At 71.3% G+C, this 25,494-nt stretch carries 22 protein-coding genes and 6 tRNA genes; 15 read left to right on the top strand and 13 right to left on the bottom strand.

Translation table 11 applies throughout. The features are described 5' to 3' along the window. Nucleotides 1-79: 79 nt before the first annotated feature. The 3 genes from ABEB09_RS17365 to ABEB09_RS17355 all read left to right on the top strand — a co-directional run bounded on the left by ABEB09_RS17365 (nt 80) and on the right by ABEB09_RS17355 (nt 365). Nucleotides 80-152 (top strand) — tRNA-Glu (locus ABEB09_RS17365). A 39-nt stretch (nt 153-191) separates the two neighbouring features. After that, a tRNA-Asp gene (locus tag ABEB09_RS17360) sits at nt 192-266 on the top strand. Nucleotides 267-288: 22 nt separating this feature from the next. After that, a tRNA-Phe gene (locus tag ABEB09_RS17355) sits at nt 289-365 on the top strand. A 102-nt stretch (nt 366-467) separates the two neighbouring features. On the opposite strand, the gene ABEB09_RS17350 is transcribed toward ABEB09_RS17355, so the two are convergent. From ABEB09_RS17350 to ABEB09_RS17340, 3 genes are read right to left on the bottom strand one after another with little or no spacing between them, the layout of a single operon-like run. Then, nucleotides 468-1,334 carry a cytochrome c biogenesis CcdA family protein gene (locus ABEB09_RS17350; RefSeq protein WP_345690834.1) on the bottom strand — a complete coding sequence of 289 codons (867 nt, stop codon included), beginning with the start codon at nt 1,332-1,334 and terminating at the stop codon, nt 468-470. Beyond that, nucleotides 1,331-2,077 carry a DsbA family protein gene (locus ABEB09_RS17345; protein ID WP_345690833.1) on the bottom strand — a complete coding sequence of 249 codons (747 nt, stop codon included), beginning with the start codon at nt 2,075-2,077 and terminating at the stop codon, nt 1,331-1,333. The genes ABEB09_RS17350 and ABEB09_RS17345 overlap by 4 nt, the downstream gene beginning before the upstream one ends. A 60-nt stretch (nt 2,078-2,137) precedes the next feature. Further along, nucleotides 2,138-2,569: a hypothetical protein gene (locus ABEB09_RS17340; protein WP_345690832.1), complete on the bottom strand. Its 432-nt coding sequence runs from the start codon at nt 2,567-2,569 to the stop codon at nt 2,138-2,140. 100 nt (nt 2,570-2,669) lie between these two features. Between ABEB09_RS17340 and hrpA the strand changes: the two genes are divergently transcribed. The 3 genes from hrpA (at nt 2,670) to ABEB09_RS17325 (ending at nt 7,185) form a co-directional block, all read left to right on the top strand. Beyond that, nucleotides 2,670-6,620 carry an ATP-dependent RNA helicase HrpA gene (gene hrpA, locus ABEB09_RS17335; protein WP_345690831.1) on the top strand — a complete coding sequence of 1,317 codons (3,951 nt, stop codon included), beginning with the start codon at nt 2,670-2,672 and terminating at the stop codon, nt 6,618-6,620. An 89-nt stretch (nt 6,621-6,709) separates the two neighbouring features. Continuing rightward, a tRNA-Asp gene (locus ABEB09_RS17330) sits at nt 6,710-6,784 on the top strand. A 221-nt stretch (nt 6,785-7,005) separates the two neighbouring features. Further along, entirely contained in the window at nt 7,006-7,185 is a 180-nt protein-coding gene (locus tag ABEB09_RS17325; RefSeq protein ID WP_345690830.1) for a DUF6274 family protein, read from the top strand. Between the two features lie 310 nt (nt 7,186-7,495). Here the strand turns inward: ABEB09_RS17325 and bldC are convergent, their stop codons facing one another. Together bldC and ABEB09_RS17315 are read right to left on the bottom strand one after the other, a co-directional pair. Beyond that, nucleotides 7,496-7,702 (bottom strand): developmental transcriptional regulator BldC, encoded by a 207-nt coding sequence (gene bldC, locus ABEB09_RS17320; RefSeq protein ID WP_020869672.1) that lies wholly within the window; start codon nt 7,700-7,702, stop codon nt 7,496-7,498. Between the two features lie 569 nt (nt 7,703-8,271). Beyond that, nucleotides 8,272-9,126 (bottom strand): DUF8083 family protein, encoded by an 855-nt coding sequence (locus tag ABEB09_RS17315; RefSeq protein ID WP_345690829.1) that lies wholly within the window; start codon nt 9,124-9,126, stop codon nt 8,272-8,274. 155 nt (nt 9,127-9,281) lie between these two features. Here ABEB09_RS17315 and ABEB09_RS17310 point away from each other — a divergent pair, with 155 nt between their 5' ends. Both ABEB09_RS17310 and ABEB09_RS17305 read left to right on the top strand, forming a co-directional pair. Then, complete coding sequence (locus tag ABEB09_RS17310; protein WP_345690828.1) at nt 9,282-10,364, top strand: Leu/Phe/Val dehydrogenase; 1,083 nt, start codon at nt 9,282-9,284, stop codon at nt 10,362-10,364. Nucleotides 10,365-10,746: 382 nt separating this feature from the next. Then, entirely contained in the window at nt 10,747-10,995 is a 249-nt protein-coding gene (locus ABEB09_RS17305) for a DUF3073 domain-containing protein (RefSeq protein ID WP_345690827.1), read from the top strand. Nucleotides 10,996-11,052: 57 nt separating this feature from the next. Here ABEB09_RS17305 and purM read toward each other — a convergent pair whose 3' ends face one another. From purM to purS, 8 genes are all read right to left on the bottom strand, one after another. Continuing rightward, nucleotides 11,053-12,132 carry a phosphoribosylformylglycinamidine cyclo-ligase gene (gene purM, locus ABEB09_RS17300; RefSeq protein WP_345690826.1) on the bottom strand — a complete coding sequence of 360 codons (1,080 nt, stop codon included), beginning with the start codon at nt 12,130-12,132 and terminating at the stop codon, nt 11,053-11,055. A 43-nt stretch (nt 12,133-12,175) separates the two neighbouring features. Continuing rightward, nucleotides 12,176-13,702, bottom strand: a complete 1,527-nt coding sequence (purF, locus tag ABEB09_RS17295; protein WP_345690825.1) for an amidophosphoribosyltransferase — start codon at nt 13,700-13,702, stop codon at nt 12,176-12,178. A 195-nt stretch (nt 13,703-13,897) separates the two neighbouring features. After that, on the bottom strand, nt 13,898-14,737 hold the full coding sequence (locus ABEB09_RS17290; RefSeq protein WP_345690824.1) for an META domain-containing protein: 840 nt from the start codon (nt 14,735-14,737) through the stop codon (nt 13,898-13,900). A 97-nt stretch (nt 14,738-14,834) separates the two neighbouring features. Next, the gene (locus tag ABEB09_RS17285; RefSeq protein WP_345690823.1) at nt 14,835-15,641 is read right to left on the bottom strand and encodes a maleylpyruvate isomerase family mycothiol-dependent enzyme; all 807 of its coding nucleotides are present in this window, start codon (nt 15,639-15,641) and stop codon (nt 14,835-14,837) included. A gap of 28 nt (nt 15,642-15,669) precedes the next feature. Beyond that, the gene (locus ABEB09_RS17280) at nt 15,670-17,283 is read right to left on the bottom strand and encodes a protein kinase domain-containing protein (RefSeq protein WP_345690822.1); all 1,614 of its coding nucleotides are present in this window, start codon (nt 17,281-17,283) and stop codon (nt 15,670-15,672) included. Nucleotides 17,284-17,465: 182 nt separating this feature from the next. Beyond that, nucleotides 17,466-19,715 (bottom strand): phosphoribosylformylglycinamidine synthase subunit PurL, encoded by a 2,250-nt coding sequence (purL, locus tag ABEB09_RS17275; RefSeq protein WP_345690821.1) that lies wholly within the window; start codon nt 19,713-19,715, stop codon nt 17,466-17,468. Continuing rightward, nucleotides 19,712-20,392 carry a phosphoribosylformylglycinamidine synthase subunit PurQ gene (gene purQ / locus ABEB09_RS17270; RefSeq protein ID WP_345690820.1) on the bottom strand — a complete coding sequence of 227 codons (681 nt, stop codon included), beginning with the start codon at nt 20,390-20,392 and terminating at the stop codon, nt 19,712-19,714. Before purQ ends, purL begins: the two co-directional genes overlap by 4 nt. Beyond that, nucleotides 20,389-20,637 carry a phosphoribosylformylglycinamidine synthase subunit PurS gene (gene purS, locus ABEB09_RS17265; protein WP_345690819.1) on the bottom strand — a complete coding sequence of 83 codons (249 nt, stop codon included), beginning with the start codon at nt 20,635-20,637 and terminating at the stop codon, nt 20,389-20,391. Before purS ends, purQ begins: the two co-directional genes overlap by 4 nt. 351 nt (nt 20,638-20,988) lie before the next feature. On the opposite strand from purS, the gene ABEB09_RS17260 reads away from it, so the two are divergent. The 7 genes from ABEB09_RS17260 to ABEB09_RS17230 all read left to right on the top strand — a co-directional run bounded on the left by ABEB09_RS17260 (nt 20,989) and on the right by ABEB09_RS17230 (nt 25,488). Beyond that, nucleotides 20,989-21,318, top strand: coding sequence for a histone-like nucleoid-structuring protein Lsr2 (locus ABEB09_RS17260; RefSeq protein WP_345690818.1), 330 nt, complete (start codon nt 20,989-20,991; stop codon nt 21,316-21,318). A gap of 121 nt (nt 21,319-21,439) precedes the next feature. After that, a tRNA-Gly gene (locus tag ABEB09_RS17255) sits at nt 21,440-21,511 on the top strand. Between the two features lie 79 nt (nt 21,512-21,590). Continuing rightward, nucleotides 21,591-21,663, top strand: a tRNA-Gly gene (locus ABEB09_RS17250). 142 nt (nt 21,664-21,805) lie between these two features. After that, entirely contained in the window at nt 21,806-22,741 is a 936-nt protein-coding gene (locus ABEB09_RS17245) for an ABC transporter ATP-binding protein (protein WP_345690817.1), read from the top strand. Between the two features lies 1 nt (nt 22,742). After that, the gene (locus tag ABEB09_RS17240) at nt 22,743-23,504 is read left to right on the top strand and encodes an ABC transporter permease (protein WP_345690816.1); all 762 of its coding nucleotides are present in this window, start codon (nt 22,743-22,745) and stop codon (nt 23,502-23,504) included. Between the two features lie 83 nt (nt 23,505-23,587). Further along, on the top strand, nt 23,588-24,823 hold the full coding sequence (locus ABEB09_RS17235) for a sensor histidine kinase (protein ID WP_345690815.1): 1,236 nt from the start codon (nt 23,588-23,590) through the stop codon (nt 24,821-24,823). Further along, the gene (locus ABEB09_RS17230; protein ID WP_345690814.1) at nt 24,823-25,488 is read left to right on the top strand and encodes a response regulator; all 666 of its coding nucleotides are present in this window, start codon (nt 24,823-24,825) and stop codon (nt 25,486-25,488) included. The genes ABEB09_RS17235 and ABEB09_RS17230 overlap by 1 nt, the downstream gene beginning before the upstream one ends. Nucleotides 25,489-25,494 lie beyond the last annotated feature (6 nt).

Genomic DNA, 25,494 nt, shown 5'->3' with positions numbered 1-25,494 from the left:
CGTTTTGGCGAACGGTCCTCGCATCCCATATGCTTCTCACGTCCCCGACGCGCTGACGAAGCGCCCAGGCGGGCCCTTAGCCCTCATCGTCTAGTGGCCCAGGACGCCGCCCTTTCAAGGCGGTAGCACGGGTTCGAATCCCGTTGGGGGCACGCAACACCATGTGCGAGACTGGTTCTCGCACGAAGCTTGGTCCTGTGGAGCAGTTTGGAGTGCTCGCCACCCTGTCAAGGTGGAGGCCGCGGGTTCAAATCCCGTCAGGACCGCTGCGACTCGAAAGAGTCGCGTGGCTGGGTAGCTCAGTTGGTACGAGCGTCCGCCTGAAAAGCGGAAGGTCGCCGGTTCGACCCCGGCCCCAGCCACCAGCCGAAAGGCCCCGTTCTCGGAACGGGGCCTTTCGTGTTTGCGCCCACCGGTACGCCGGTACGACGAAGGGCCCCGTCCTCGGGACGGAGCCCTTCGTCGGGTCAGGCCCGCTCCTCGGATCGGGAGGGGGAGCCGTCCTGGGTCGGGCCTGCGCCCCTGTGGCGCCAGCCGCGGGTGCCCAGGACCACCGCCACCAGGGCGACGACCGCCACGAGCAGGAGCCAGTCCGGGACCGCGCGGCCCGCCGTGGCCGCCCAGCGCTCGGCCGTGTACGCGGCGTCCACCGACAGCAGGCCCGGCAGGGCGGACGTGCCGTCGAAGACCAGGAACAGCGTCCCCAGCAGCACGAAGAAGGCGCCCGACAGCAGCGACGTGGTGTGCAGCTCCAGGCGGCCGAGGCGCAGGGCGCGTCCGCGCAGCCAGCGCCTGCGCCCCAGGTCGTACCGCTCCCACAGCAGCGCCAGCAGGAACAGCGGCACCGCCATCCCCAGCGCGTACACCGCCAGGAGCAGCCCGCCGTACAGCGGGTTGCCGCCCAGCGCGGCCACCGTCAGGACGCTGCCCAGGATGGGGCCCGCGCAGAAGCCGGCCAGGCCGTAGACCAGGCCCAGGGCGTAGACGGAGAGGGCCGTCGTGGGCCGGATCCGGCCGCTCGCCTCCGCCAGCCGCCGCGACGCGAAGCCCAGGCCCAGGATCTGCGCCACGCCGAGCGCGATGATCAGCCAGCCGCCGACCGTCACCAGCAGGTCCCGGTGGCCGTAGAAGAACCGGCCGGCCAGCGAGCCCGCCGCGCCCAGCGGCACCAGCGTGGTCGCCAGCCCGCCGTAGAAGATCCCGGTACGGGCCAGCAGCCGGGCGCGGCCGTCGATCGAGTACGCGAAGAACGCCGGCAGCAGCAGCGCGCTGCACGGGCTCAGCAGTGCCAGCAGGCCGCCGAGGAAGGCGGCCAGATAGCCGATCCCGGTCACCGCGCCGCCTTGGCCGCCGACGTCGCCGGCGCCGTCGGGGCGGCCTTCGCCGCCGCCTCGATTGCGGCAGCAAACGTCTCCAGGGGCTGTGCGCCCGCGATGGGCCGGCCGTTGATCAGGAACGACGGCGTGGACGTCGCGCCGAGACCGTAGCCCTCCTCCTGGTCCTTGCGGACCGCCGCACGGGCCTCCTCGCCGTCCAGGTCCCGGGCGAAGCGGGCCATGTCGGGCACGCCCGCTTCCTGGGCGAGGGCCGTCAGCCGGTCCTTGCCGTAGCCCTTCTCCTTGGCGCCCGGCGCGTACGCCGCCTTGTGGAACTGCCAGAACCGGCCCTGCCGGCCCGCCGCCCACGAGGCTCGCGCGGCGGCCTCGGACTCCTCGCCGAAGATCGGGAAGTTGCGCCACTCGATGCGCAGGGTGCCCTTCTCGACGTACTCGCGCACCAGCTGCGGCTCGGTGTCCCGGGCGAACTTCCCGCAGTACCCGCACTTGAAGTCGGCGTACTCGATGAGGACGACAGGGGCGTCGGCGCGGCCCACCGCCAGCGGGTCCGCGGCGTCGCGCCGGGCCAGCCTCTCCAGCTCCGGGTAGACCCCGGACTCCGGCCCCGCGGACGAGGACGAGGACGACGGAGAGGACTCGGCGACCGTGTCGGACGGCTTCGTCGCCGTGTACGAGGCGAAGGCGAGCAGCCCCGCGGCGACGGCGACACCCGCGCCGATGACGTACGGCTTCTTGGACATGGCGAAGCTCCTGAGCGTGTGAGGAGGGGAGGAAGGATGGTTACCGGCGGGAGGCGCCGGCTACACGCGCAGGATCGAGAGGTCCATCGGAGAGGGCGGTACGAGTGCGGGCGGCGCCCGCTCCGGCCTGATGTGCGCGACCACCCCGGTGGCGCAGCCCCCGGCACCCGTGCCGCGCCCGTCGTACAGCGCGGGCAGCAGGTCGCCCAGCGACGAGCCGCGCGGCGGGGCGGCCGGGACGAGCCCGCCGTCGTCGGAAGCGGAGCCCTCACCGCAGCCGGGCACATCGTCACCCGACGCCCCGTGCGTCACGGCGGCCACCGGTGCGTCGTCGCCCGGCACGGTGACCCGTGCCACAGCGCCCGCTCTCGCCTCGTCCGCCGCCCCCGGCCACGCCCGTGCGCACGTCAGCAGCGCCAGCAGCGCGCCCAGCGCCACCACCGCGGCGGCCGCGGCGCGGCGCCCACGGGCGCGGGCGTGGGGCATCGGCACGGAGGTTCTTCCTGGTCGAGGGCGGGTCACGGCTGCCGGAAATGGTACGGGGAAATGGGTTCGCCACTCCCGAGCCGCGGGTGAGATCCTGGTGTGCGGTATGTCTACTTCCTTCGCCGACCTCCAGACCCTGCTGACCGAGGTCTCGCTGCGCGACGCCCACCGGCTCGGCCGCCGTCTCGAAGGCGCCCGCCGCATCCGTAAGCCCGAGGCCAGGCAGGCCGTACTGGACGAGATCGCCGCCGAGGCGGCGAAGGCTGCCACGCGCACCGCCGAACGGGCGGCGCGGGTGCCCGACGTCACGTACCCCGAGCAGCTGCCGGTCAGCCAGAAGAAAGACGCGATCCTGGAGGCGATACGCGACCACCAGGTCGTGATCGTCGCCGGTGAGACGGGTTCCGGCAAGACGACGCAGATCCCCAAGATCTGCCTGGAGCTGGGCCGCGGCGTACGCGGCATGATCGGCCACACGCAGCCCCGCCGGATCGCCGCCCGGACCGTCGCCGAGCGGGTGGCGGAGGAGCTGCGGACGCCGCTCGGCGAGGCGGTCGGCTGGAAGGTCCGGTTCACCGACCAGGTCGGGTCCGACACCTTCGTCAAGCTGATGACGGACGGCATCCTGCTCGCGGAGATCCAGACGGACCGCGAGCTGCGCGCGTACGACACGATCATCATCGACGAGGCCCACGAGCGGTCCCTCAACATCGACTTCCTGCTCGGCTACCTCGCGCAGCTGCTGCCCAGGCGCCCCGACCTCAAGGTCGTGATCACCTCGGCGACCATCGACCCGGAGCGGTTCTCCCGCCACTTCGGCGACGCGCCGATCGTCGAGGTCAGCGGCCGGACGTACCCCGTGGAGGTGCGCTACCGGCCCCTCCTGGAGGAGGACTCCGACGAGGCCGACCGCGACCAGATCACCGCGATCTGCGACGCCGTCGACGAGCTGCAGGCCGAGGGGCCCGGCGACATCCTGGTCTTCCTCTCCGGTGAGCGCGAGATCCGCGACACGGCGGACGCGCTGATCAAGAAGAAGCTGCGGAACACCGAGGTGCTGCCCCTGTACGCGCGCCTCTCGCACGCCGAGCAGCACCGGGTCTTCCAGCCGCACGCCGGCCGCCGCATCGTCCTCGCGACCAACGTCGCCGAGACGTCCCTGACGGTCCCCGGCATCAAGTACGTGATCGACCCGGGCACGGCCCGGATCTCCCGCTACAGCCACCGCACGAAGGTGCAGCGGCTGCCGATCGAGCGGGTCAGCCAGGCCAGCGCCAACCAGCGCAAGGGCCGCTGCGGCCGGACCAGCGACGGCATCTGCGTCCGGCTGTACTCGGAGGACGACTTCCTCGCCCGCCCGGAGTTCACGGACGCGGAGATCCTCCGTACGAACCTGGCGTCCGTCATCCTCCAGATGACCGCGGCCGGCCTCGGCGACATCGAGAAGTTCCCGTTCATCGACGCGCCCGACCACCGCAACATCCGCGACGGCGTGCAGCTCCTCCAGGAGCTGGGCGCGCTCGACCTCGCACAGAAGTCCTCCCCGGAGGGGAAGAAGGGGCAGCGGCTCACGCAGCTCGGCCGCAAGCTGGCCCAGCTGCCGGTCGACCCGCGGCTCGCCCGCATGGTCCTGGAGGCCGACGGGAACGGCTGCGTCCGTGAGGTCATGGTGATCGCGGCGGCCCTGTCCATCCAGGACCCGCGCGAGCGCCCCGCCGAGAAGCAGGCGCAGGCGGACCAGCAGCACGCCCGCTTCAAGGACGAGACGTCCGACTTCCTCGCCTACCTCAACCTGTGGCGGTACGTCCGCGAACAGCAGAAGGCCCTGTCGTCCTCCGCGTTCCGCCGGATGTGCAAGTCCGAATACCTCAATTACCTGCGCATTCGCGAATGGCAGGACATCTATACGCAGCTGCGCACGGTCGCGAAGCAGATGGGGATACACCTCAACGAGGAGGACGCGGCCGACCAGCAGATCCATGTCTCGCTCCTCGCCGGCCTCCTCTCCCACATCGGGATGAAGGACATCAAGGAGGGCGCGAAGAACGAGTACCTGGGCGCGCGCAGCGCCAAGTTCGCGGTCTTCCCGGGTTCGGCGCTGTTCAAGAAGCCGCCGCGGTTCGTGATGTCGGCCGAGCTGGTCGAGACGTCCCGGCTGTGGGCCCGCGTCAACGCGAAGATCGAGCCCGAGTGGATCGAGCCGCTGGCCGGGCACCTGCTGAAGCGCACGTACTCCGAGCCGCACTGGGAGAAGGACCAGGCGGCCGTCATGGCGTACGAGAAGGTCACGCTGTACGGCGTGCCGATCGTCGCCCAGCGCAAGGTGAACTACGGCCGCATCGACCCCGAGGTCTCGCGCGAGCTGTTCATCCGCAACGCGCTGGTCGAGGGCGACTGGCGCACGCACCACAAGTTCTTCGCGGACAACCGCAGGCTCCTGACCGAGGTCGAGGAGCTGGAGCACCGGGCCCGCCGCCGCGACATCCTGGTGGACGACGAGACGCTGTTCGACTTCTACGACCAGCGGGTGCCCGAACACGTCGTGTCCGGCGCGCACTTCGACTCGTGGTGGAAGCACAAGCGGCACGAGGCGCCCGACCTGCTCGACTTCGAGCGCGAGATGCTGATCAACGAGAAGGCGGGTGCGGTCACCAAGGCCGACTACCCGGACTCGTGGCGGCAGGGCGCGCTCAAGTTCCGGGTGACGTACCAGTTCGAGCCGGGCGCGGACGCGGACGGCGTGACGGTCCACGTCCCGCTCCAGGTGCTGAACCAGGTCGTCGACGAGGGCTTCGACTGGCAGATCCCGGGCCTGCGCGAGGAGGTCGTGACGGAGCTGATCCGCTCCCTCCCGAAGCCGATCCGCCGCAACTACGTCCCGGCGCCGAACTTCGCGAAGCGCTTCCTGGAGCAGACGGCACCGAGCGCGGAGCCCCTGACGGCCGTCCTGGCCCGCGAGCTCCAGCGCATGGTGGGCGTCCCGGTGACCGGCGACGACTTCGACTGGGCGAAGGTCCCCGACCATCTGAAGGTGACCTTCCGCATCGTCGACGAGCGGCGCCGGAAGCTGGCCGAGGACAAGGACCTGGAGGCCCTGAAGCTCAAGCTTCGCCCGAAGGCCCGTCAGGCCCTGTCGAAGGCCGCGGCGGCCGCCACGGCGGGCCCCTCGGGCACCGGCCAGTCGCTGGAGCGCACGGGCCTGAAGGACTGGACGATCGGCTCCCTCACGCGCGTCTTCGAGACCCGCAGGGCCGGTCAGCCCGTCAAGGCGTACCCGGCGCTCGTCGACGAGGGCGACACGGTCGCGGTACGCCTCTTCGACACGGAGGCCGAGCAGGCCGAGGCGATGTGGCGGGGCACCCGGAAGCTGATCATGCTGAACATCCCGGTGAACCCGGCGAAGTTCGCCTCCGACAGGCTGACGAACCAGCAGAAGCTGGCGCTCTCCCGCAACCCGCACGGCTCCGTCCAGGCCCTGTTCGACGACTGCGCCACGGCGGCGGCCGACCGGCTGATCGCCGACCACGGCGGCCCCGCCTGGGACGAGTCGTCGTTCCGGAAGCTGTACGACAGCGTCCGCACCGACCTGGTCGAGCTGACGATCCGTACGGTCGACCAGGTCCAGCAGATCCTGTCCGCCTGGCAGTCCTGCGAGCGCCGCCTGAAGGCCACGAACAGCCTGGCCCTGATCAACAACGTCCAGGACGTACGGGAGCAGCTGGCGGCCCTGATGCCGCCGGGCTTCGTCACCGCCACGGGCCTGCGGCGGCTGCCGGACCTGATGCGCTACCTGGTCGCGGTCGACCGGCGGCTCCAGCAGATGCCGACGGCGGTGCAGCGCGACACCACGCGCATGCAGAAGGTCCACGAGATGCAGGACGAGTACGCCTGGCTGTTGGAGCAGCTGCCCAAGGGGCGGCCGGTGCCGCAGGAGGTCCGGGACATCCGCTGGATGATCGAGGAGCTGCGGGTCAGCTACTTCGCCCATGCGCTGGGCACGGCGTACCCGGTGTCGGACAAGCGGATCGTGAAGGCGATCGACGCGGCCGTGCCGTGACGGGGCGGTCGCCATGAGTGAGTTCGACCGCGGGCTCTGACCTGCTGTACAGTCTTCCTCGCAGCCAAGGAACACCGGCTGCGAAACCTGGTCCTGTGGAGCAGTTTGGAGTGCTCGCCACCCTGTCAAGGTGGAGGCCGCGGGTTCAAATCCCGTCAGGACCGCAGTAACTGAGGCCCGCACCGGATGGTGCGGGCCTCAGTCGTATGCCCACCGCCCTCCGCAGGTGGATCACCGGAACCAGGGGCGGGTGGGTCGGCGCAGGCCGGCAGGGGGCGGGGGAGCTGCCCTGGAGGGGGTCTACTGGTTGGTTGTCTTGACGGGGTTCCGCCCGCCGAGTACCCAGACAGCAGGGCACCGGCGCCCGACTCCGGAGGTGACGCGCATGGCGACAGCCACGGCGAGGCACGAGACCCGCGCGCTCCTGCGCGCCCATCTGGCGGCCGCTTCGGGCTACCGCCACCTCACCCGGCGCTGCGCCGTCTGTCACCGCCTGCTGAAGCTGGCCATGGAGTCCGCCGGCCCGGCCGTTCCCGCGGAGGACCAAGGGCCCACCGTCCGCTGACACGCGGCTTCTTGACTCCTTTACAGGACTCGGCCGGTCCGTCTTGGCAAGACCCTGACAGTGTGACGGGAGTCACGGAACCTTTTTTAGAAACCGCTTCCCTTACCCCCTCCCTACAACGGACCAATTTAATACGTGCAATTGCACTCCCCCGCCGCCCCGCCCCGCGGGCACAAAAAGATCGCGCTGGACCCGGCGGAGTCCAGCGCGATCGGATGACGAAAGCCCGTTGGGGCGGGCCGGCGTCGGTGGAGCTATGGGCGGGCGACCCGGGTTGGGGGACCCGGAAATGCCCGGTTCATCGGGGTGTTCAGCCCTCGCTGCGCTGCTGCGGAATGCCCGCCAGCAGTGCGCGTACCTCTGCCTCGCGGTACCGGCGGTGCCCACCCAGCGTGCGGATGGACGTGAGCTTGCCCGCCTTTGCCCAGCGGGTGACCGTCTTCGGGTCCACGCGGAACATCGTGGCAACCTCAGCGGGCGTCAGCAGCGGCTCGGCATCAGGGGTGCGAGCGGTCATGAGCGGCCTCCTCGGGAGAACCGAACCTTCTCGGTTCTTTCCTCTAAATTCTGCACCTTGACCCGCGTTGCCCGAAATGGCGGACGCGAGCCGAGTCGGTTATAGGACGAACGGCTTGTCCTCGGCACTACAACTACACCATCTGTCCAGCCACGTTCGGCCAAACCGACGGAATTGCCCTCTCAGGTGTTCATCAGCGGCGGAAGCCGATGGACCATGCCATAGCGGACAGTCACGTCACAGTGACGATCAGTCACAGAGCGATCAGGAGCCACCAGACCCCCCATAGCGTGCAATGCTGAGCCTTCCGCCCATACTTGGACGGAAGGAGCCCTCCCCGGACTCCTTGTCCTATTTTGGCATGAGGTTGGGCGTAGGGCGCAAGAGCCCTGTTAGTGCTATCCATCACCCTTACGGCAAAGGCCCGTATCGGGACCTAAGGCCTATTCGGCCCCGGCAGCACCACACGGCACAACCACCTCAGCAGCACCACCCGGAGACGCACTCCAACCTCAGACGCATCAATCGGATGCAACAGTTTCAGGTGCACCCGCCCCATCTGTCACCACTCAATTGGCGAATTGGCGGTTCCGCACCTCACGCCACCGGATCGTCAGACGTTCGTACGCCGCTCCGGCCCCCGCACCGTCCCCCGCCCGCAGCGCGGCGATCCCCTCCGTGATGTCCGCCACCGACCGGTCGCCGGCCAGCTGCTCACCGGACAGGGCGTGCACCAGACCGCCGTAGTCCAGCTCGACCAGCGAGCGCGGGTGGAACTCCTCCAGCCACCGCCCCACGTCCACCAGGCCCTCGGTCAGCGGTCCCTCGTCGATCGCCTCGCGCAGCGTCTTCAGCGCCCGCGCCACCCGCCGCCGGGCCTGCACCATCGGCGTCCGGTACCGCAGCACGGCCGCCTCGCCGGGCGAGCCGGCCGGCACGTACTCGCGCTCGTCGTCGGAGAACAGCACGAACCACCGCACCGGCACCTGCCAGACCGCGCTGCGGATCCACGGCCGCGCGTCCGGGTTCCGCTCCCGCCACCGCTCGTAGTCCGCCTCGGCCTGCCCCCGCACCACCGGCGGCAGCACCGCGTCCAGCACCGGCTCCGGCAGCAGCTCCGACAGCTCCTCCAGCGCGAGCCAGCCGCGCAGCCGGGTCCGCCAGGGGCACACGCACACCACGCCGTCGACCTCCAGCACGAAGGCGTCCGCGCTCTCGTGCACCGGCACGGGCACCGGCGGCGTGGGCAGCAGATCGGCGAGCGAGCGGCGCAGCTCGTCCTGCGCGGTGGGCGTCCCGCCCCGCCGGGCCCGCTCCGCGTAGCGGGCCCAGTGGCCGCGCTCGGGCTCCGGGAAGGCGGCCAGTGGCTCGTACACCCGCAGGTAGGACGCGTACGGGACGAGGACCGAGGAGACAGCCGGCATGCCGGAATCCTTCCACGCCGGTACTCCGCGAGGGGGTGATCCTGAGCACTGGGACGTATCTACGCCCAGGTAGGACTTACTCTCTTGCCGAAAAGGATCCCTCCCCACCCACAGGGGGGCTCCGAACCGCCGCTTCGTACTTGGGAGTCACCACCGTGACCGATGTGACCGACGGCGTCCTGCACACCCTGTTCCGCTCGGAGCAGGGGGGCCACGAGCAGGTCGTGCTGTGCCAGGACCGCGCCTCCGGCCTGAAGGCCGTCATCGCCATCCACTCCACCGCCCTGGGCCCGGCCCTCGGCGGCACCCGCTTCTACCCGTACGCCTCCGAGGAGGACGCCGTCCGGGACGCGCTCAACCTCTCCCGGGGGATGTCGTACAAGAACGCCATGGCCGGCCTGGAGCACGGCGGCGGCAAGGCCGTGATCATCGGCGACCCGGAGCTGATCAAGACCGAGGAGCTGCTGCTGGCGTACGGCCGGATGGTGGCCTCCCTCGGCGGCCGGTACGTCACGGCCTGCGACGTCGGCACGTACGTGGCCGACATGGACGTCGTCGCCCGTGAGTGCCGCTGGACCACCGGCCGCTCCCCCGAGAACGGCGGCGCCGGCGACTCCTCCGTCCTCACCGCGTTCGGTGTCTTCCAGGGCATGCGGGCCTCGGCCCAGCACCTGTGGGGCGACCCCACGCTGCGCGGCCGCAAGGTCGGCGTCGCGGGCGTCGGCAAGGTCGGCCACTACCTGGTCGAGCACCTCCTGGAGGACGGCGCCGAGGTCGTCATCACGGACGTCCGCGAGGAGTCGGTGCGCCGGATCACCGACCGGTTCCCGCAGGTCACCGTGGTCGCCGACACCGACGCGCTGATCCGCACCGAGGGCCTGGACATCTACGCGCCGTGCGCACTCGGCGGTGCGCTGAACGACGAGACCGTGCCCGTCCTGACGGCGAAGGTGGTGTGCGGCGCGGCCAACAACCAGCTCGCGCACCCGGGCGTCGAGAAGGACCTCGCCGACCGCGGGATCCTCTACGCGCCGGACTACGTCGTGAACGCGGGCGGTGTCATCCAGGTCGCCGACGAGCTGAACGGCTTCGACTTCGACCGGTGCAAGGCGAAGGCCACGAAGATCTTCGACACCACGCTGGCAATATTCGCACGTGCGAAGAGCGATGGCATTCCGCCGGCCGCGGCGGCCGACCGGATCGCCGAGCAGCGGATGGCCGAAGCCCGTCGCAAGTAGCCCGGGAGATACGTTTGCCGGGCAGGCATGCTTGACACGACTGCCCGGCGAACGGCACCGTGCGTCCGCATCGGTACCTTTTGGGCAGCTCTCCGGATTCGTGCGTTCGTACAGACATGCGTTCGCCGACAGAGAGACAAGACTCACGCGAGTCTGCGGCTGGGCCTCCAGAAGAGGTTAAAATCGCAGCTGACCAGGGAGGACGGGGCGCCTCACTGGTTCGCCTCCGGGGCGCGTCATGCGGGCGGCGTACCGTATGGCCGCGGAAGCAGGTACCGTTGAAGCCCTACGGGCCGGTCTCTCCACGGAGAGTCCGTCCCAAATCATGAACGCGTGTCAAGACTCTGGGGCCGTCGAGCCCCGTCACCGAGGGGGTCGAGCCATGGGGCGCGGCCGGGCCAAGGCCAAGCAGACGAAGGTCGCCCGCCAGCTGAAGTACAACAGCGGTGGGACGGACCTCTCACGCCTGGCCGAAGAGCTGGGCGCATCGACTTCGAGTCAGCCGCCGAACGGGGAGCCGTTCGAGGACGACGACGAGGAAGACGACCCGTACGCCCGCTACGCGGAGCTGTACAACGAAGACGACGAGGACGAGGAGTCCGATCCGTCGTCGCAGCGTCGCGGCGCTTGACGCCTGCACTTTTGGAAACCGGTCCGGGGCCCCGCCCCGGACCGGTTTCTGTGCTGCTCAGCTCGCGTAGTCGGACACCAGCTCGGCGCCGGTCGCGTGGTCGCCGCGGTCGGTGATCTCACCCGCGACCCAGGCGTCGACACCCCGGTCGGCGAGTGTGGTCAGCGCCACGTCCACCGACTCGGCGGGCACGACGGCCATCATGCCGACGCCCATGTTCAGGGTCTTCTCCAGCTCCAGCCGCTCGACCTGGCCGACCTTGCCCACCAGGTCGAAGATCGCGCCGGGCGCCCAGGTGGACCGGTCCACCGTGGCGTGCAGGTGGTCCGGGATGACCCGGGCCAGGTTCGCCGCGAGACCGCCGCCGGTGATGTGGCTGAACGCGTGCACCTCGGAGGTCCGGGTGAGCGCCAGGCAGTCCAGCGAGTAGATCTTGGTGGGCTCCAGCAGCTCCTCGCCGAGGGTCCGGCCGAGCTCCTCGACCTGCTGCTCCAGGGCCAGGTTCGCCCGGTCGAACAGCACGTGGCGGACCAGCGAGTACCCGTTGGAGTGAAGGCCGGACGAGGCCATGGCGATGACCGCGTCACCCGTACGGATGCGATCGGCGCCCAGGAGCCGGTCGGCCTCCACGACACCCGTACCGGCGCCGGCGACGTCGAAGTCGTCCGGGCCCAGCAGGCCCGGGTGCTCGGCGGTCTCGCCGCCGACCAGGGCGCAGCCGGCCAGGACGCAGCCCTCGGCGATGCCCTTGACGATCGCGGCGACCCGCTCGGGGTGCACCTTGCCGACGCAGATGTAGTCGGTCATGAACAGCGGCTCGGCGCCGCACACGACGATGTCGTCCATGACCATGGCGACCAGGTCGTGGCCGATCGTGTCGTACACGCCCATGCGGCGGGCGATGTCGACCTTGGTGCCCACGCCGTCCGTGGCGGAGGCGAGGAGGGGCCGCTCGTAGCGCTTGAGGGCGGAGGCGTCGAAGAGCCCGGCGAAGCCGCCCAGGCCGCCGAGGACCTCGGGGCGCTGGGTCTTCTTGACCCACTCCTTCATCAGTTCGACGGCGCGGTCTCCGGCCTCGATGTCGACGCCCGCGGCGGCGTAGCTGGCGCCGCCCTCGGCACTAACGGTCTGAGACATGGGTTCAGAACTTTCGTGTCGTACAGCTGGGTGCTGCGGGGTCTTACGGGCGGCGGAGCGCGTCGGCGGCGGCCGTGGCGGCCGGGCCCGCGGCCAGCTCGGTCTCCAGGAGCTGCTTGCCGAGCAGCTCGGGGTCGGGAAGCTCCATCGGGTACTCGCCGTCGAAGCAGGCGCGGCACAGGTTCGGCTTGGCGATGGTGGTCGCCTCGATCATGCCGTCGAGCGAGATGTACGCGAGGGAGTCCGCGCCCAGCGACTTGCCGATCTCGTCCACGGACATGCCGTTGGCGATCAGCTCGGCGCGGGTGGCGAAGTCGATGCCGAAGAAGCAGGGCCACTTCACCGGCGGGGAGGAGATCCGGATGTGGACCTCGGCGGCGCCGGCCTCGCGGAGCATCCGGACGAGCGCGCGCTGCGTGTTGCCGCGGACGATCGAGTCGTCGACGACGACCAGGCGCCTGCCCTTGATGACTTCCTTGAGCGGGTTCAGCTTGAGGCGGATACCCAGCTGGCGGATGGTCTGGGACGGCTGGATGAAGGTCCGCCCGACGTACGCGTTCTTGACGAGGCCCGCGCCGAACGGGATGCCGCTGGCCTCCGCGTAGCCGATGGCGGCGGGGGTGCCGGACTCGGGCGTCGCTATGACGAGGTCCGCGTCCGCCGGGGCTTCCTTGGCGAGTTTCCGCCCCATCTCCACCCGGGAGAGGTACACGTTCCGGCCGGCGATGTCCGTGTCCGGGCGCGCCAGGTAGACGTACTCGAAGACACAGCCCTTGGGCTTCGCTTCCGCGAATCGGGACGTCCGCAGACCGTTCTGGTCTATGGCGATGAGCTCGCCCGGCTCGATCTCGCGGACGAAGCTGGCGCCCACGATGTCGAGGGCCGCGGTCTCGGAGGCGACCACCCAGCCGCGCTCCAGGCGGCCGAGGACCAGCGGGCGGATGCCCTGCGGGTCGCGGGCGGCGTAGAGGGTGTCCTCGTCCATGAAGACGAGCGAGAAGGCGCCCCGCACCTTCGGCAGCACCGCGGCGGCGGCCTGCTCGACGGTCAGCGGCTTGCCGTCGTCGTCGGTCTGGCCCGCGAGGAGCGCGGTGACGAGGTCGGTGTCGTTGGTCGCCGCCACCTGAGTGGCCCGGCCGTTCTCCTTCGGGAGATCGGCGACCATCTCGGCGAGTTCGGCCGTGTTGACCAGGTTGCCGTTGTGGCCGAGGGCGATCGATCCGTTGGCCGTCGCCCGGAAGGTCGGCTGGGCGTTCTCCCAGACGGAGGCGCCGGTGGTCGAGTAGCGGGCGTGACCGACCGCGATGTGACCCTGGAGGGAGCTGAGAGAGGTCTCGTCGAAGACCTGGGAGACGAGGCCCATGTCCTTGAAGACGAGGATCTGGGAGCCGTTGCTGACCGCGATACCCGCGGATTCCTGACCCCGGTGTTGGAGGGCGTAGAGCCCGAAGTACGTGAGCTTTGCGACCTCTTCGCCCGGCGCCCAGACACCGAAGACGCCACACGCGTCCTGGGGGCCCTTCTCGCCGGGGAGCAGATCGTGATTGAGTCGACCGTCACCACGTGGCACGCCACCGAGTGTAGGCGAGATCGACCACTGGTCCGAATTGGGGACGGCCGCCCCGGCGGCCCCGGCGGGGCCCCGAGGCCGGGTCCTCCGGGCATGGCCCCCTGCACAGGCGGCTTTTGGCCACACGCTGTAGGCGTGCGGGCGCGGGCCGGATGTGACGGACCTCGCACCCTTTCCGGGGGCGCTCCCCCCGTCCTACTTCGCCGTCTTCTTCTCCTCCGCCTGCGCCGCGAATCCGCTGCCGAAGGGGGCGGTCACCGTCAGTGTCCGGTTGTCGATCCGGAACGTCACCGGGCCGTTCCCCAGCGTTCCGTACAGCGCCTGCTCCAGCTTCATCTGCGGGGGCGTGCACATCCTGCGGGTCATGGAGATCCGGCCGAACGTCAGCTTGTCGCCCTCGGTCTTCACCGTGCTGCTGAAGGTGTTGCAGCCCAGGCTGCCGTGTACGGAGCCGTCCGAGCCGATCGTGAGGTGCGCCCTGCCCTCGGTGCCGGCGGGGAGCGACGTGGCCGTCTCGCCGGACACCAGCGAGTCCACCGTCCACTTCGTGCCGACCAGCGGGGCCGGGGGCTGCTCGGCGAGCACGATCGTGTCCCCGTCCGCGGCGGTGAGCGTGAGCCGGTCGTCCGCGACGCGCGCGGTCAGCCTGCCCTCGAAGGTCTCCCGGAAGGCGTCCTCGAAGCCCTGCACCGGCTCCTCGCAGGCCATCTCGGTCATCGACACCTCGCCGACCGTGACCGTCTCGCCCTGGACGGTGGCCACGGCGGTGAAGTGGTTGCAGCCGAAGTTGCCCTTCGCCTGGTTCTTCGCGCCCTTGGGGGCGAACTCGACGTACGCGGTGGGGGTGGGGGCGGCGGTCTTCCTGCCGTCGACGGTGAGGCTCTCCACCGTCCAATGGGCGCCCGTGACGGGCACGTCCGGGCGGGCCGAGCCGCCCCCGGGCTTCGCCCCCTGTTCCCCGGCGCACGCGGTCAGGGTGAACAGGGCGGCCAGGGTGGCGGCTGCGGGGAGGTGGTGCTGCATCGTGATCCGCATGCCGGTCTGACGCCCGAACCTTTGCTCCGGTTCCCCCCGGGGGCGGCGAGTCGCGCTGTTCCGGCGCGAGCCCTACGACGAGGGGCGGCGGCGCCGGTCAGGTCATCAGGGGCAGCCAGGGGGACAGGTCCGCGCGGTCACCGCTGGCCCGGAGGCGGGCGGATTCGCGCGCCGTCGTCCACGTCGTGCGGCCTGTGGCCAGGCGGGTCCAGGTCAGCGGGTCCGTCTCGACGACGTTCGGCGGGGTGCCCCGCGTGTGCCGCGGGCCCTCCACGCACTGGACGACCGCGTACGGCGGCACCCGCACCTCCACCGAGCCCCCCGGCGCCTTCAGCGCGAGGGCGTCGGCGAGGAAGCGGGTGCAGGTGGCGAGCGCCTGCCGGTCGTGCGGGACGGCCAGCCCGGTGGCGGCGTTCAGGTCGTCGGTGTGGACGGTCAGTTCCAGCGCGCGGGTCACCAGGAAGTCGGCCAGGGTCATCCCGCCGAGCCGGGTCGCGACCAGCCGCTCGTCCGCCGTCCCGGCCAGGGTCTCCGCGAACTCGGCCGCCGTGTCGGCGTACAGCCGCGCCAGGTCCTCCCCGTCCCGTACGGACGTCTCCGTGAACGCGCGGGTCCCCTCGTCGACCCGGTCGGCGAACCCGCCGGTCGCGGCCGGCCAGTCCGCCAGCGCCAGGTCCCGGCGCGTCGGCTCGGGAGCCGTCACGGCCCGGGTGACGGACCGCATGCCCAGCGCGATGTGGGCGAGCAGTTCGCGGACCGTCCAGGTGCCGAGGCGGGTCGGGAGGGCCAGTTGCCCGGCGGTGAGGGTGAGCGCCGCCGTACGGACGTGCTCGAACTGGGCGCTCACCGCGGCCCTCGTCTTCGCCGGGTCGTAGCTGCGGGTGCGTTTCCTCGACGGTGGCATGCCCCGAGGCTACCGGCGGGCCCGCCGCTCAGGTGGCGCTGCGCAGAGCGGCCCAGGTCTGCTCGCCGACCAGGCCGTCCGCGGCAAGCCCCTTGGACTCCTGGAAGGCGATGACGGCGTTCTTGGTGGCCGTGCCGAAGTCGCCGTCCTCGCCCGCCGCGCCCACGCTGTAGCCGCGCCGGACGAGCATGCACTGCACCTGGGTCACGCGGACGTTCTTGTCGCCGTACCGGGTGAGTTCGGAGCCGCCGTACATCGTGCACTCGGAGATCCAGCGGGGCTCCGCCGGCGGGGTGGACACCGGGGGAGGGGCGGCTTCGGCGGTGGGCGCGGTGGTCGGGGACGCCGTGACCGTGCGGGTCGCCGCCGGTGTCGGTGACGGGGCCTCCCGCGTCCTCGTCGGCGTCGGCGTCGGCGAGCTGCCCGCCGACGCGCTGGCCAGCGGCGACGCCGCGCCGTCGTCCGGCGTCGCGCCGCCGGGCACCGCCGGGACGGAGCCCTGGGCGACGGGCGGCCGAGGGTCGGCCTCGCCGCGGGTGAGCGCGTACGCGCCGCCCACCAGCGCGCCGATCGCCACGACCGCCGCCAGCGTCAGGGACAGCGCCTTCCCGCCGCGGCGCCGCCCCGGTTCCGCGGCGGGGCCGAAGCCGGGCGGCGGCGCGGGCGCGGTCACGCGCTGCGTCGCCGGGTGCGGGGGCACCGCGGCGAGCGGCATGCGGTGCAGCGTCTCGTACGCGCCCCGCAGTCCCGCGAGGCTGCCGTGCAGCGGCTGCTGCCAGCCCTGCCAGGGGCGGGCGGCCGCGGCGGCGACCAGCTGCTGCGGGGCCGGCCGCAGCGCGGGGTCCTTCGCGAGGCACGCCGTCAGCAGCGCGCCCAGCTCCGGGTCGGCCCCGGTGACCTCGCCGAGGATGTGCTGGTTCGGCTCCTCGAACGCGACCCGGTGCATGACGTCCATGCCCGTGCCCAGGCCGAAGGGACCCTGTCCGGTGGCCGCGAAGACGAGGGTGCCGCCCAGCGAGAACACGTCGGACGACGTGTCGGAGCGGCCCTCCCTCAGGTACTCGGGCGCCATGAAGGCGGGCGTGCCGACGCGCTGGCCCGTGGCCGTGAGCATGCTGGCGCCACCGGCCTTGGAGATCCCGAAGTCGATGACCTGCGCGCCGTGCAGGGAGAGCAGCACGTTCGACGGCTTGAGGTCGCGGTGGACGACCCCGGCGGACGCGAGGGCCACCAGGGCCTCGGCCAGCTCGGCGACGAGCCGCCAGACCGTGTCCCGGTCCAGCACGCCGTGCTGTCGTACGGCCTGGTCGAGGCTGAGGCCGGGGATGTAGTCGGTGGCCATCCACAGCAGGTCGTCGTGGAAGCCGGTGCCCTGCAGCCGGGGTGCGCGCGGGGTGTGGATGCTGGCCTGCACGGCCGCCTCACGCTCCAGGCGCCTGCGGAACTCGGCGTCCTCCGCGTACTCGGGGCGGATCACCTTCACGGCGGCGAGCCCCGCGGCGCCGTCCGTCGGCCGGGCCAGGAAGACCCGGCCCATGCCGCCGCTGCCGAGTACCCCGAGCGGTGTGTACGGGCCGATCCTGACCGGATCGCCCGGCTTCAGCGGGGCAGCGCCCGCCTGCCGCAGAGCGGTGTCTGACACAGAGCCCCCGAAATTCCTCTTTATGTATGTCAGTTGCCCGAGAATATCGCAGCGAATGGCGCGGTCCGCTGGCCACTCCCGGCGCCCGGCGCGGGCATGCCGAAGGGGCCGCTCGCGCCCGTGGCGGAACGGCCCCCTCAGGGTGCCTTCAGGTGTCTTCCGGCGACCTTCGGCTGTCGCGATCAGGCCAGCAGGGCCGGGATCGTCGCCTCGTACGCCGTGCGCAGCTCGCTCAGCGGGATGGTGAACTCGCCCTGCACGTCGATCTCTTCGCCGTCGACGACACCGATGCGCGTGGCCGGCAGGCCGCGGGCGCCGCACATGTCGGTGAAGCGGAGCTCCTCGCTGCGCGGGACGGCCACGACCGCGCGGCCGGCCGACTCGCTGAACAGGAACGTGAAGGCGTCGAGGCCGTCCGGCACGACGAGCCGGGCGCCCTTGCCGCCGCGCAGGCACGACTCGGTGACCGCCTGGATCAGGCCGCCGTCGGACAGGTCGTGCGCCGCGTCGACCATGCCGTCGCGGGACGCCGAGATCAGGATCTCGCCGAGCAGCTTCTCCCGGTCCAGGTCCACGGCCGGCGGCAGGCCGCCGAGGTGGTCGTGGACGACCTCGGACCAGGCCGAGCCGCCGAACTCCTCCTTCGTGTCGCCGAGGAGGTAGAGCAGCTGGCCCTCCTCCGCGAACGCGATCGGCGTACGGCGGGTCACGTCGTCGATCACGCCCAGGACGGCCACGACGGGCGTCGGGTGGATGGCGACGTCACCGGTCTGGTTATAGAGGGAGACGTTGCCGCCCGTGACCGGCGTGCCCAGCTTCTGGCAGGCGTCCGCGAGACCGCGCGTGGCCTCGGCGAACTGCCACATGACGCCCGTGTCCTCCGGCGAGCCGAAGTTGAGGCAGTCGGAGACGGCCAGCGGCTTGGCGCCGGACGCGGCGACGTTGCGGTACGCCTCGGCCAGGGCGAGCTGCGCGCCCGTGTACGGGTCGAGCTTCGCGTACCGGCCGTTGCCGTCCGTGGCGATGGCGACGCCGAGGTTGGTCTCCTCGTCGATCCGGACCATGCCCGAGTCCTCGGGCTGGGCCAGGACCGTGTTGCCCTGCACGAACCGGTCGTACTGGTCGGTGATCCACGCCTTGGAGGCCTGGTTCGGCGACGAGACGAGCTTGAGGACCTGCTCGCGCAGTTCCTCTCCGGAGGACGGCCGGGCCAGCTTGTTCGCGTCGTCGGCCTGGAGGGCGTCCTGCCACTCCGGGCGGGCGTACGGGCGGTGGTACGTCGGGCCCTCGTGGGCGACCGTGCCCGGGGGCACGTCCACGATCTGCTCGCCGTGCCAGAAGATCTCCAGCCGGTCGCCGTCCGTCACCTCACCGATGACGGTGGCGATGACGTCCCACTTCTCGCAGATCTCCATGAAGCGGTCGACGTGCTGCGGCTCGACGATCGCGCACATGCGCTCCTGCGACTCGCTCATGAGGATCTCCTCGGGCGAGAGGGTCGCGTCGCGCAGCGGCACGGTGTCCAGCTCCACGCGCATACCGCCGGTGCCGGCCGAGGCCAGCTCGGAGGTCGCGCAGGACAGGCCGGCGCCGCCGAGGTCCTGGATGCCGGCGACCAGCTTCTCGCCGAAGATCTCCAGGGTGCACTCGATGAGGAGCTTCTCCTGGAAGGGGTCGCCGACCTGGACGGCGGGGCGCTTGGTGGGCTTCGTGTCGTCGAAGGTCTCCGACGCGAGGACCGAGACGCCGCCGATGCCGTCGCCGCCGGTGCGGGCGCCGTACAGGATGACCTTGTTGCCGGGGCCCGACGCCTTGGCGAGGTGGATGTCCTCGTGCTTCATCACGCCGATGCAGCCGGCGTTGACCAGCGGGTTGCCCTGGTAGCAGGAGTCGAAGACGACCTCGCCGCCGATGTTGGGCAGGCCCAGGCAGTTGCCGTAGCCGCCGATGCCGGCGACGACGCCCGGGAGGACCCGCTTGGTGTCGGGGTGGTCGGCCGCGCCGAAGCGGAGCGGGTCGACGACGGCGACCGGGCGGGCGCCCATGGCGAGGATGTCGCGGACGATGCCGCCGACGCCGGTGGCCGCGCCCTGGTAGGGCTCGATGTACGAGGGGTGGTTGTGCGACTCGACCTTGAAGGTCACCGCGTACCCCTGGCCGACGTCGACGACGCCGGCGTTCTCGCCGATGCCGACGAGGAGGGCGTCGTTCTCCGGGGCCTTCTCGCCGAACTGCTTCAGGTGGACCTTGCTGCTCTTGTACGAGCAGTGCTCGGACCACATCACGGAGTACATCGCCAGCTCGGCGCCGGTCGGGCGGCGGCCGAGGATCTCGCGGATGCGCTCGTACTCGTCCTTCTTCAGGCCGAGTTCGGCCCACGGCTGCTCGACGTCGGGGGTCTCGGCCGCGTGCTTGACGGTGTCGAGGGTCATGCGTTGACCAGCTTCTTGAGGATCGAGGTGAAGAATCCGAGGCCGTCGGTGCCGCCCGTGCCGATGAGCGGCTCGACGGCGTGCTCCGGGTGCGGCATCAGGCCGACGACATTGCCGGCGGCGTTGGTGATGCCCGCGATGTCGCGCAGCGAGCCGTTGGGGTTCATGTCGAGGTAGCGGAACGCGACCCGGCCCTCGGCCTCCAGCTCGTCGAGCGTGCGCTCGTCGGCGACGTACCGGCCGTCCATGTTCTTCAGCGGTACGGAGATCTCCTGGCCCTGCTCGTAGTCGAGGGTCCAGGCGGTGTTCGCGTTCTCCACCCGCAGCTTCTGGTCGCGGCAGATGAAGTGCAGGTGGTTGTTGCGCAGCATCGCGCCCGGCAGCAGATGGGCCTCGGTGAGGATCTGGAAGCCGTTGCAGATACCGAGGACCGGCATGCCGGCCTTCGCCTGCTCGATGATCGTCTCCATCACCGGGGAGAACCGGGAGATGGCGCCGGCGCGCAGGTAGTCGCCGTAGGAGAAGCCGCCCGCGAGGACGACCGCGTCGACCTGCTTGAGGTCCTTGTCACGGTGCCACAGCGAGACCGGCTCGGCGCCCGCGACCCGGGCCGCGCGGAGCGCGTCCTGGTCGTCGAGCGTCCCGGGGAAGGTGACGACTCCGATACGAGTGGTCACGCCTCCTCCACCTTGACGACGAAGTCCTCGATGACGGTGTTGGCGAGGAAGGTTTCGGCCATCTCATGGATGCGGGCGAGGGCGGCCTCGTCGACCGGGCCCTCCACATCCAGTTCGAAGCGCTTTCCCTGACGGACGTCCGCGATCCCCTCGAAGCCGAGACGGGGCAGTGCGCGCTGCACCGCCTGTCCCTGCGGGTCGAGGATCTCCGGCTTGAGCATGACGTCGACTACGACGCGTGCCACTGGCACTCCCGGTGGTGTGTTGCGTGGGCGGTTCCCTCAGCGTACCTGCCTACAAAATCTACGCGAGTAGATTTCCAGAGGATCCCACAAACGCCCGGTCGGAACGGGGGCCGCGCCACCCGAGAACCCGGAGATCCACTGCCGGAAAATCCCCGAAATGAATCCGCCCAATGCCGCTGGACACGCGCAGCCAATTGACAGGTCTTCCCACTGCGACACCATCCGCTGTACAAAGGATTGCGAGGAAAGCGGCATTGCCCCTCAACAGCCGAAAAGCCGGTGTCGCCGCACGTCAAACGTGTGACGGAACACACGTCACGAGTGGCGGGCCGCAGGAAAGGACCGATATCCGTGGCGCAGCGCGTAGTGGTCTCGCTCTTCGACGACATCGACGGCGGAGAAGCGGCGGAAACGGTCAGGTTCGGGATCGACGGTAAGTGGTACGAGATCGACCTCAATGAAGCCAATGCAGAGAAACTGCGCAAGGCGCTCGCGCCCTACATGGCGGCGGGTCGAAAGCAGTCGACCGGTCCCGAGAAGTCCCGCAGGACGTACCGGCACACCGCCGTCGCCCCCGACCCGGCGGCCGTCCGCGCCTGGGCACAGTCCAACAAGATGGACGTGCCGGCCCGCGGCCGGATCCCGAAGCGGATCTACGAGGCGTTCCAGGCGGCCAGTTGAGACATGAGCCGGGGCCGCGCCCGGACCGCCCCGGCATCGAGTTGCACAGCACCCCCCTTGATCGGCTAGAGTCTGGATCACGCCGAGGGGCGAGGCCGCAGGGCCGGACCTCACGGAGCGTGCGGGTGTAGTTCAGTAGCAGAACATCCCCCTTCCAGGGGGAAGGCGCAGTGTGCGATTCCTGTCACCCGCTCCGCATCGCTTACCAACCACTCCGGTGGATCAGGTACAGTGGTGTTCGCACCGCCCGGTGAAAGCCGGTCGGGAGCAATGCGGACGTGGCTCAGTTGGTAGAGCATCACCTTGCCAAGGTGAGGGTCGCGAGTTCGAATCTCGTCGTCCGCTCAAGAATGAAGGTCCCGGTCAGTCGACCGGGACCTTCGTCGTTCGCCCACTGTCGCCCGCCGTCCCGTGCCATGACATTTGTCATCGGGGCCGGTGACAGCGCGCACTGCTCCGCGCCCCGGCCCGCCGGGAGCCTGGAGCCATGAATGTGTACGCGATCGAGGCGGACGCGCTGCGCCGCAGCTATGCCGGCGGCTTCGAGGCCGTGACCGGCCTCACCTTCTCGGTGGCCCACGGCGAGATCTTCGCCCTGCTCGGCACCAACGGCGCCGGCAAGACCTCCACCGTGGAGGTCCTGGAGGGCCTGGCCCCGGCCTGCGGAGGCACCGTACGGGTGCTCGGCCACGACCCTTACCGGGAGCGGGCCGCCGTGCGGCCCCGTATCGGCGTGATGCTCCAGGAGGGCGGCTTCCCGTCCGACCTGACCGTCGCCGAGACCGTACGGATGTGGGCCGGCTGCACCAGCGGCGCCCGGCCCACCGGCGAGGCGCTGGACATGGTGGGCCTCGCGGCCCGCGCCACGGTCCGGGTCAAGCAGCTGTCCGGTGGCGAGCGGCGGCGGCTCGACCTGGCACTCGCCGTACTGGGACGGCCCGAGGTGCTGTTCCTCGACGAGCCGACCACCGGCCTGGACGCCGAGGGCCGCCGGGACACCTGGGAACTCGTCCGGGCGCTGCGCGACGGCGGCACGACCGTCCTCCTCACCACGCACTACCTGGAGGAGGCGGAGGCGCTCGCCGACCGGCTGGCGATCATGCACGAGGGGCGGATCGTCACGGCGGGCACTCCGGCGGAGGTCACCGCGTCCCGGCCCTCCCGCATCCGCTTCCGGCTTCCCGAGGGCGTCGGCGCGGAGCGGCTGCCGCTCACGCTGCGGGCCGCCCGGCATCTGGGGCGGCAGGTCGAGATCCGTACGCACGAACTCCAGGACGCGCTCGCCGAGCTGCTGCGGTGGGCCGACGACCAGGGCGTACGGCTGGACGGGCTCGACGCCCGGTCGGCCTCGCTGGAAGAGGCCTTCCTCGACATCGCCCGCTCCGGGCGGGCTGTCGCCACGACCGAGACGGTGGGGGTGTGACATGACGGCGACCACGCGGCTCGCCGCGCTCGGCCGGGCCGAGCTGACGCTGCTCGTACGGAACCGGATGGCGCTGTTCACGGCGCTGCTGATGCCCGCGCTCATGATCGGGTCGATCCGGGCGGCCACCGACCGGGTGGGCCTCGACGGGACCGGGATGAACGTCGCGGAGGCCGCCGTGACGGGCGGCGTCGGGATGGTGCTGCTCCTCGTCGTCTACCTCAACCTCGTCTCCGCCTACGTGGGGCGGCGCGAGGAGCTGGTCCTCAAGCGGCTGCGCACGGGCGAGGCGTCGGACCGCGAGATCCTCGCCGGGACCGCGCTGCCGGCGACCTGCCTGGCCCTGGTGCAGTGCGTGCTGCTGGTGGCGGCGGCCGTTACGCTGCTCGGCGTGCGGGCCCCGGAGCGGCCCGAACTGCTCGTCGGCGGCCTCCTCGCGGGGATCGCGCTGTGCGTCGGGCTCGCCGTGGTCACGTCCGGTGCGACGAGGACGGTGGAGAGCGCCCAGCTCACCACGATGCCGCTGTTCCTGGTGTCGGCGCTCGGCTCCGGACTGTTCGTCCCGGTCGAGGTCTTCCCCGAGACCATGGCCTCGGTGTGCGAACTGCTGCCCCTGAGCGGTGTGATGACCCTCGTACGGGCAGGATGGCTGGGCGGGGGCGACGGGGGCGAGCTGCTGAAGGCGGCGCTGACCACCCTGGGCTGGGCGGCGGTGTCGGTGCTCGCGGCCCGTCGGTGGTTCCGCTGGGAGCCGCGCACCTGACGCGCACCCGACGCGCCCCCACGGGACGACGGGCGGCGGGGGACGACCGGGGATGACGGGGATCTACGGGGGATGACGGGGACATGGCCAGGCTGACCGGCTGGTGGAGCCGCAGGAGCAACCTCGAGAAGGTGGAGCTCTACACGCGCTGGACGTACCACTCACTGGCGGTGATCGAGCTGTCCGTCACCGGGAGCGCGGTGGCCCAGGCGGGCCGGCCCATGGGCGGCTGGCTGCTCCTGGCGGCCGTCGCCCACGTCGTGCTCGTCGCGGTGCTGGCGTCACGGGCGTTCGACTGGCTGATGGGGCAGCGGGGGCGCCCCGACCGGCTGATCGCGGTGGTGGCCGCGCTGTCCGTCGTGTGCGCCGCGCTCGCCATGGCCGCCCACCGGTTCGGGCCGCTGGACGACCTGGAGGCGGCGGCGTACGCCGTGGTCGGAGCGATCAGCTGGGGTGTCGGCGGCGTCGTGCTGTGCCTGCTGAAGGCGCGGCACATGCTGGCGGTCGCGGCCGCGGGGGCCGTGGTCACCGGGCTGGCGGGCGCGGCGCTCACGCTGCCGCTCCCCGCGTGCATCGGCTTCGCGTTCGCCGCGCTCTTCGGGGGGCTCGCCTTCGCGTTCACCAGCGGGTTCTCGGGCTGGCTGCTGCGGGCCGTACGGGAGCTGGACGCGGCGCGCGAGCTGCAGGCGCGGCTGGCCGTCGCCGAGGAGCGGCTGCGGTTCGGGCGGGACCTGCACGACGTGATGGGCCGCAACCTGTCCGTCATCGCGCTCAAGAGCGAGCTGGCCGTGCAGCTGGCACGGCGGGGCTCGACGGACCGGGCCGTGGAGCAGATGGCCGAGGTGCAGCACATCGCCCAGGAGTCGCAGCGGGAGGTGCGGGACGTGGTGCGCGGCTACCGCGAGGCCGACCTCCGTACCGAACTGGACGGCGCCCGCGGCGTGCTGGACGCGGCGGGCATCTCCTGCGCGATCGAGGTCGCGGGGGCCGAACTGCCGGCGCGGGTGCAGTCGGCGCTCGGCTGGGTCGTCCGGGAGGCCACCACGAACGTCCTGCGCCACGGCGACGCCCGGCGCTGCACCGTGTCGGTGGCCGTACGGGACGGGGTGGCGGTGCTGGTCGTGGAGAACGACGGGACGGGCGCGCACGGGGGTCGCGCCACGCCCGCCGGCGGGCATCCCGGCCCCGGCTCCGGCCTGGCCGGGCTGCGGGAACGGCTCGCCGCACTGGGCGGCACGCTGGACGCGGGCGCGGCGGACGCCGGCCGCTTCCGCGTCACGGCGCGCGTACCGATGGCCGTACGGGAGGGAGCACGGTGATGGCGTACGGAGGATCCGGCGCGGGACCCGGGGGCGAGCGCCCCGGAGCCGGGCGGGTACCGGTGCGGGTGTTGCTCGCCGACGACGAGCATCTGATCCGGGGGGCGCTCGCCGCGCTGCTCGGGCTGGAGGACGACCTCGTCGTCGTGGCCGAGGCGGCGTCCGGGCCCGAGGCGATCGCCATGGCCCGCGTCCACCACCCGGACGTCGCGGTGCTGGACCTCCAGATGCCGGGCGCCGACGGTGTGAGGGTCGCCACATGCCTGCGGGCCGAGCTGCCCGACTGCCGCACCATGATCGTGACCAGTCACGGCCGCCCCGGGCACCTCAAGCGGGCCCTCGCGGCCGGCGTGCGGGGCTTCGTCCCGAAGACCGTCAGCGCCCAGCGGCTCGCCGAGATCATCCGTACCGTCCACGCCGGAAGCCGTTACGTGGACCCGGAGTTGGCGGCCGACGCGATCTCCGCCGGCGACTCCCCGCTGACGGCCCGGGAGGCCGAGGTGCTGGAGCTCGCGGCGGACGGCGCGCCCGTCACGGAGATCGCCCGCAGGGCGTCCCTGTCGCCCGGGACCGTCCGGAACTACCTGTCGTCGGCCGCATCGAAACTCGGCGCCGAGAACCGTCATGCCGCGGTTCGTCTCGCGCGGGAGCGAGGTTGGGTATAGTGGTTC

The organism is Streptomyces coeruleoprunus (assembly GCF_039542925.1).
Taxonomy (GTDB): domain Bacteria; phylum Actinomycetota; class Actinomycetes; order Streptomycetales; family Streptomycetaceae; genus Streptomyces; species Streptomyces coeruleoprunus.
This window is presented reverse-complemented; position numbering and strand designations above follow the sequence as displayed.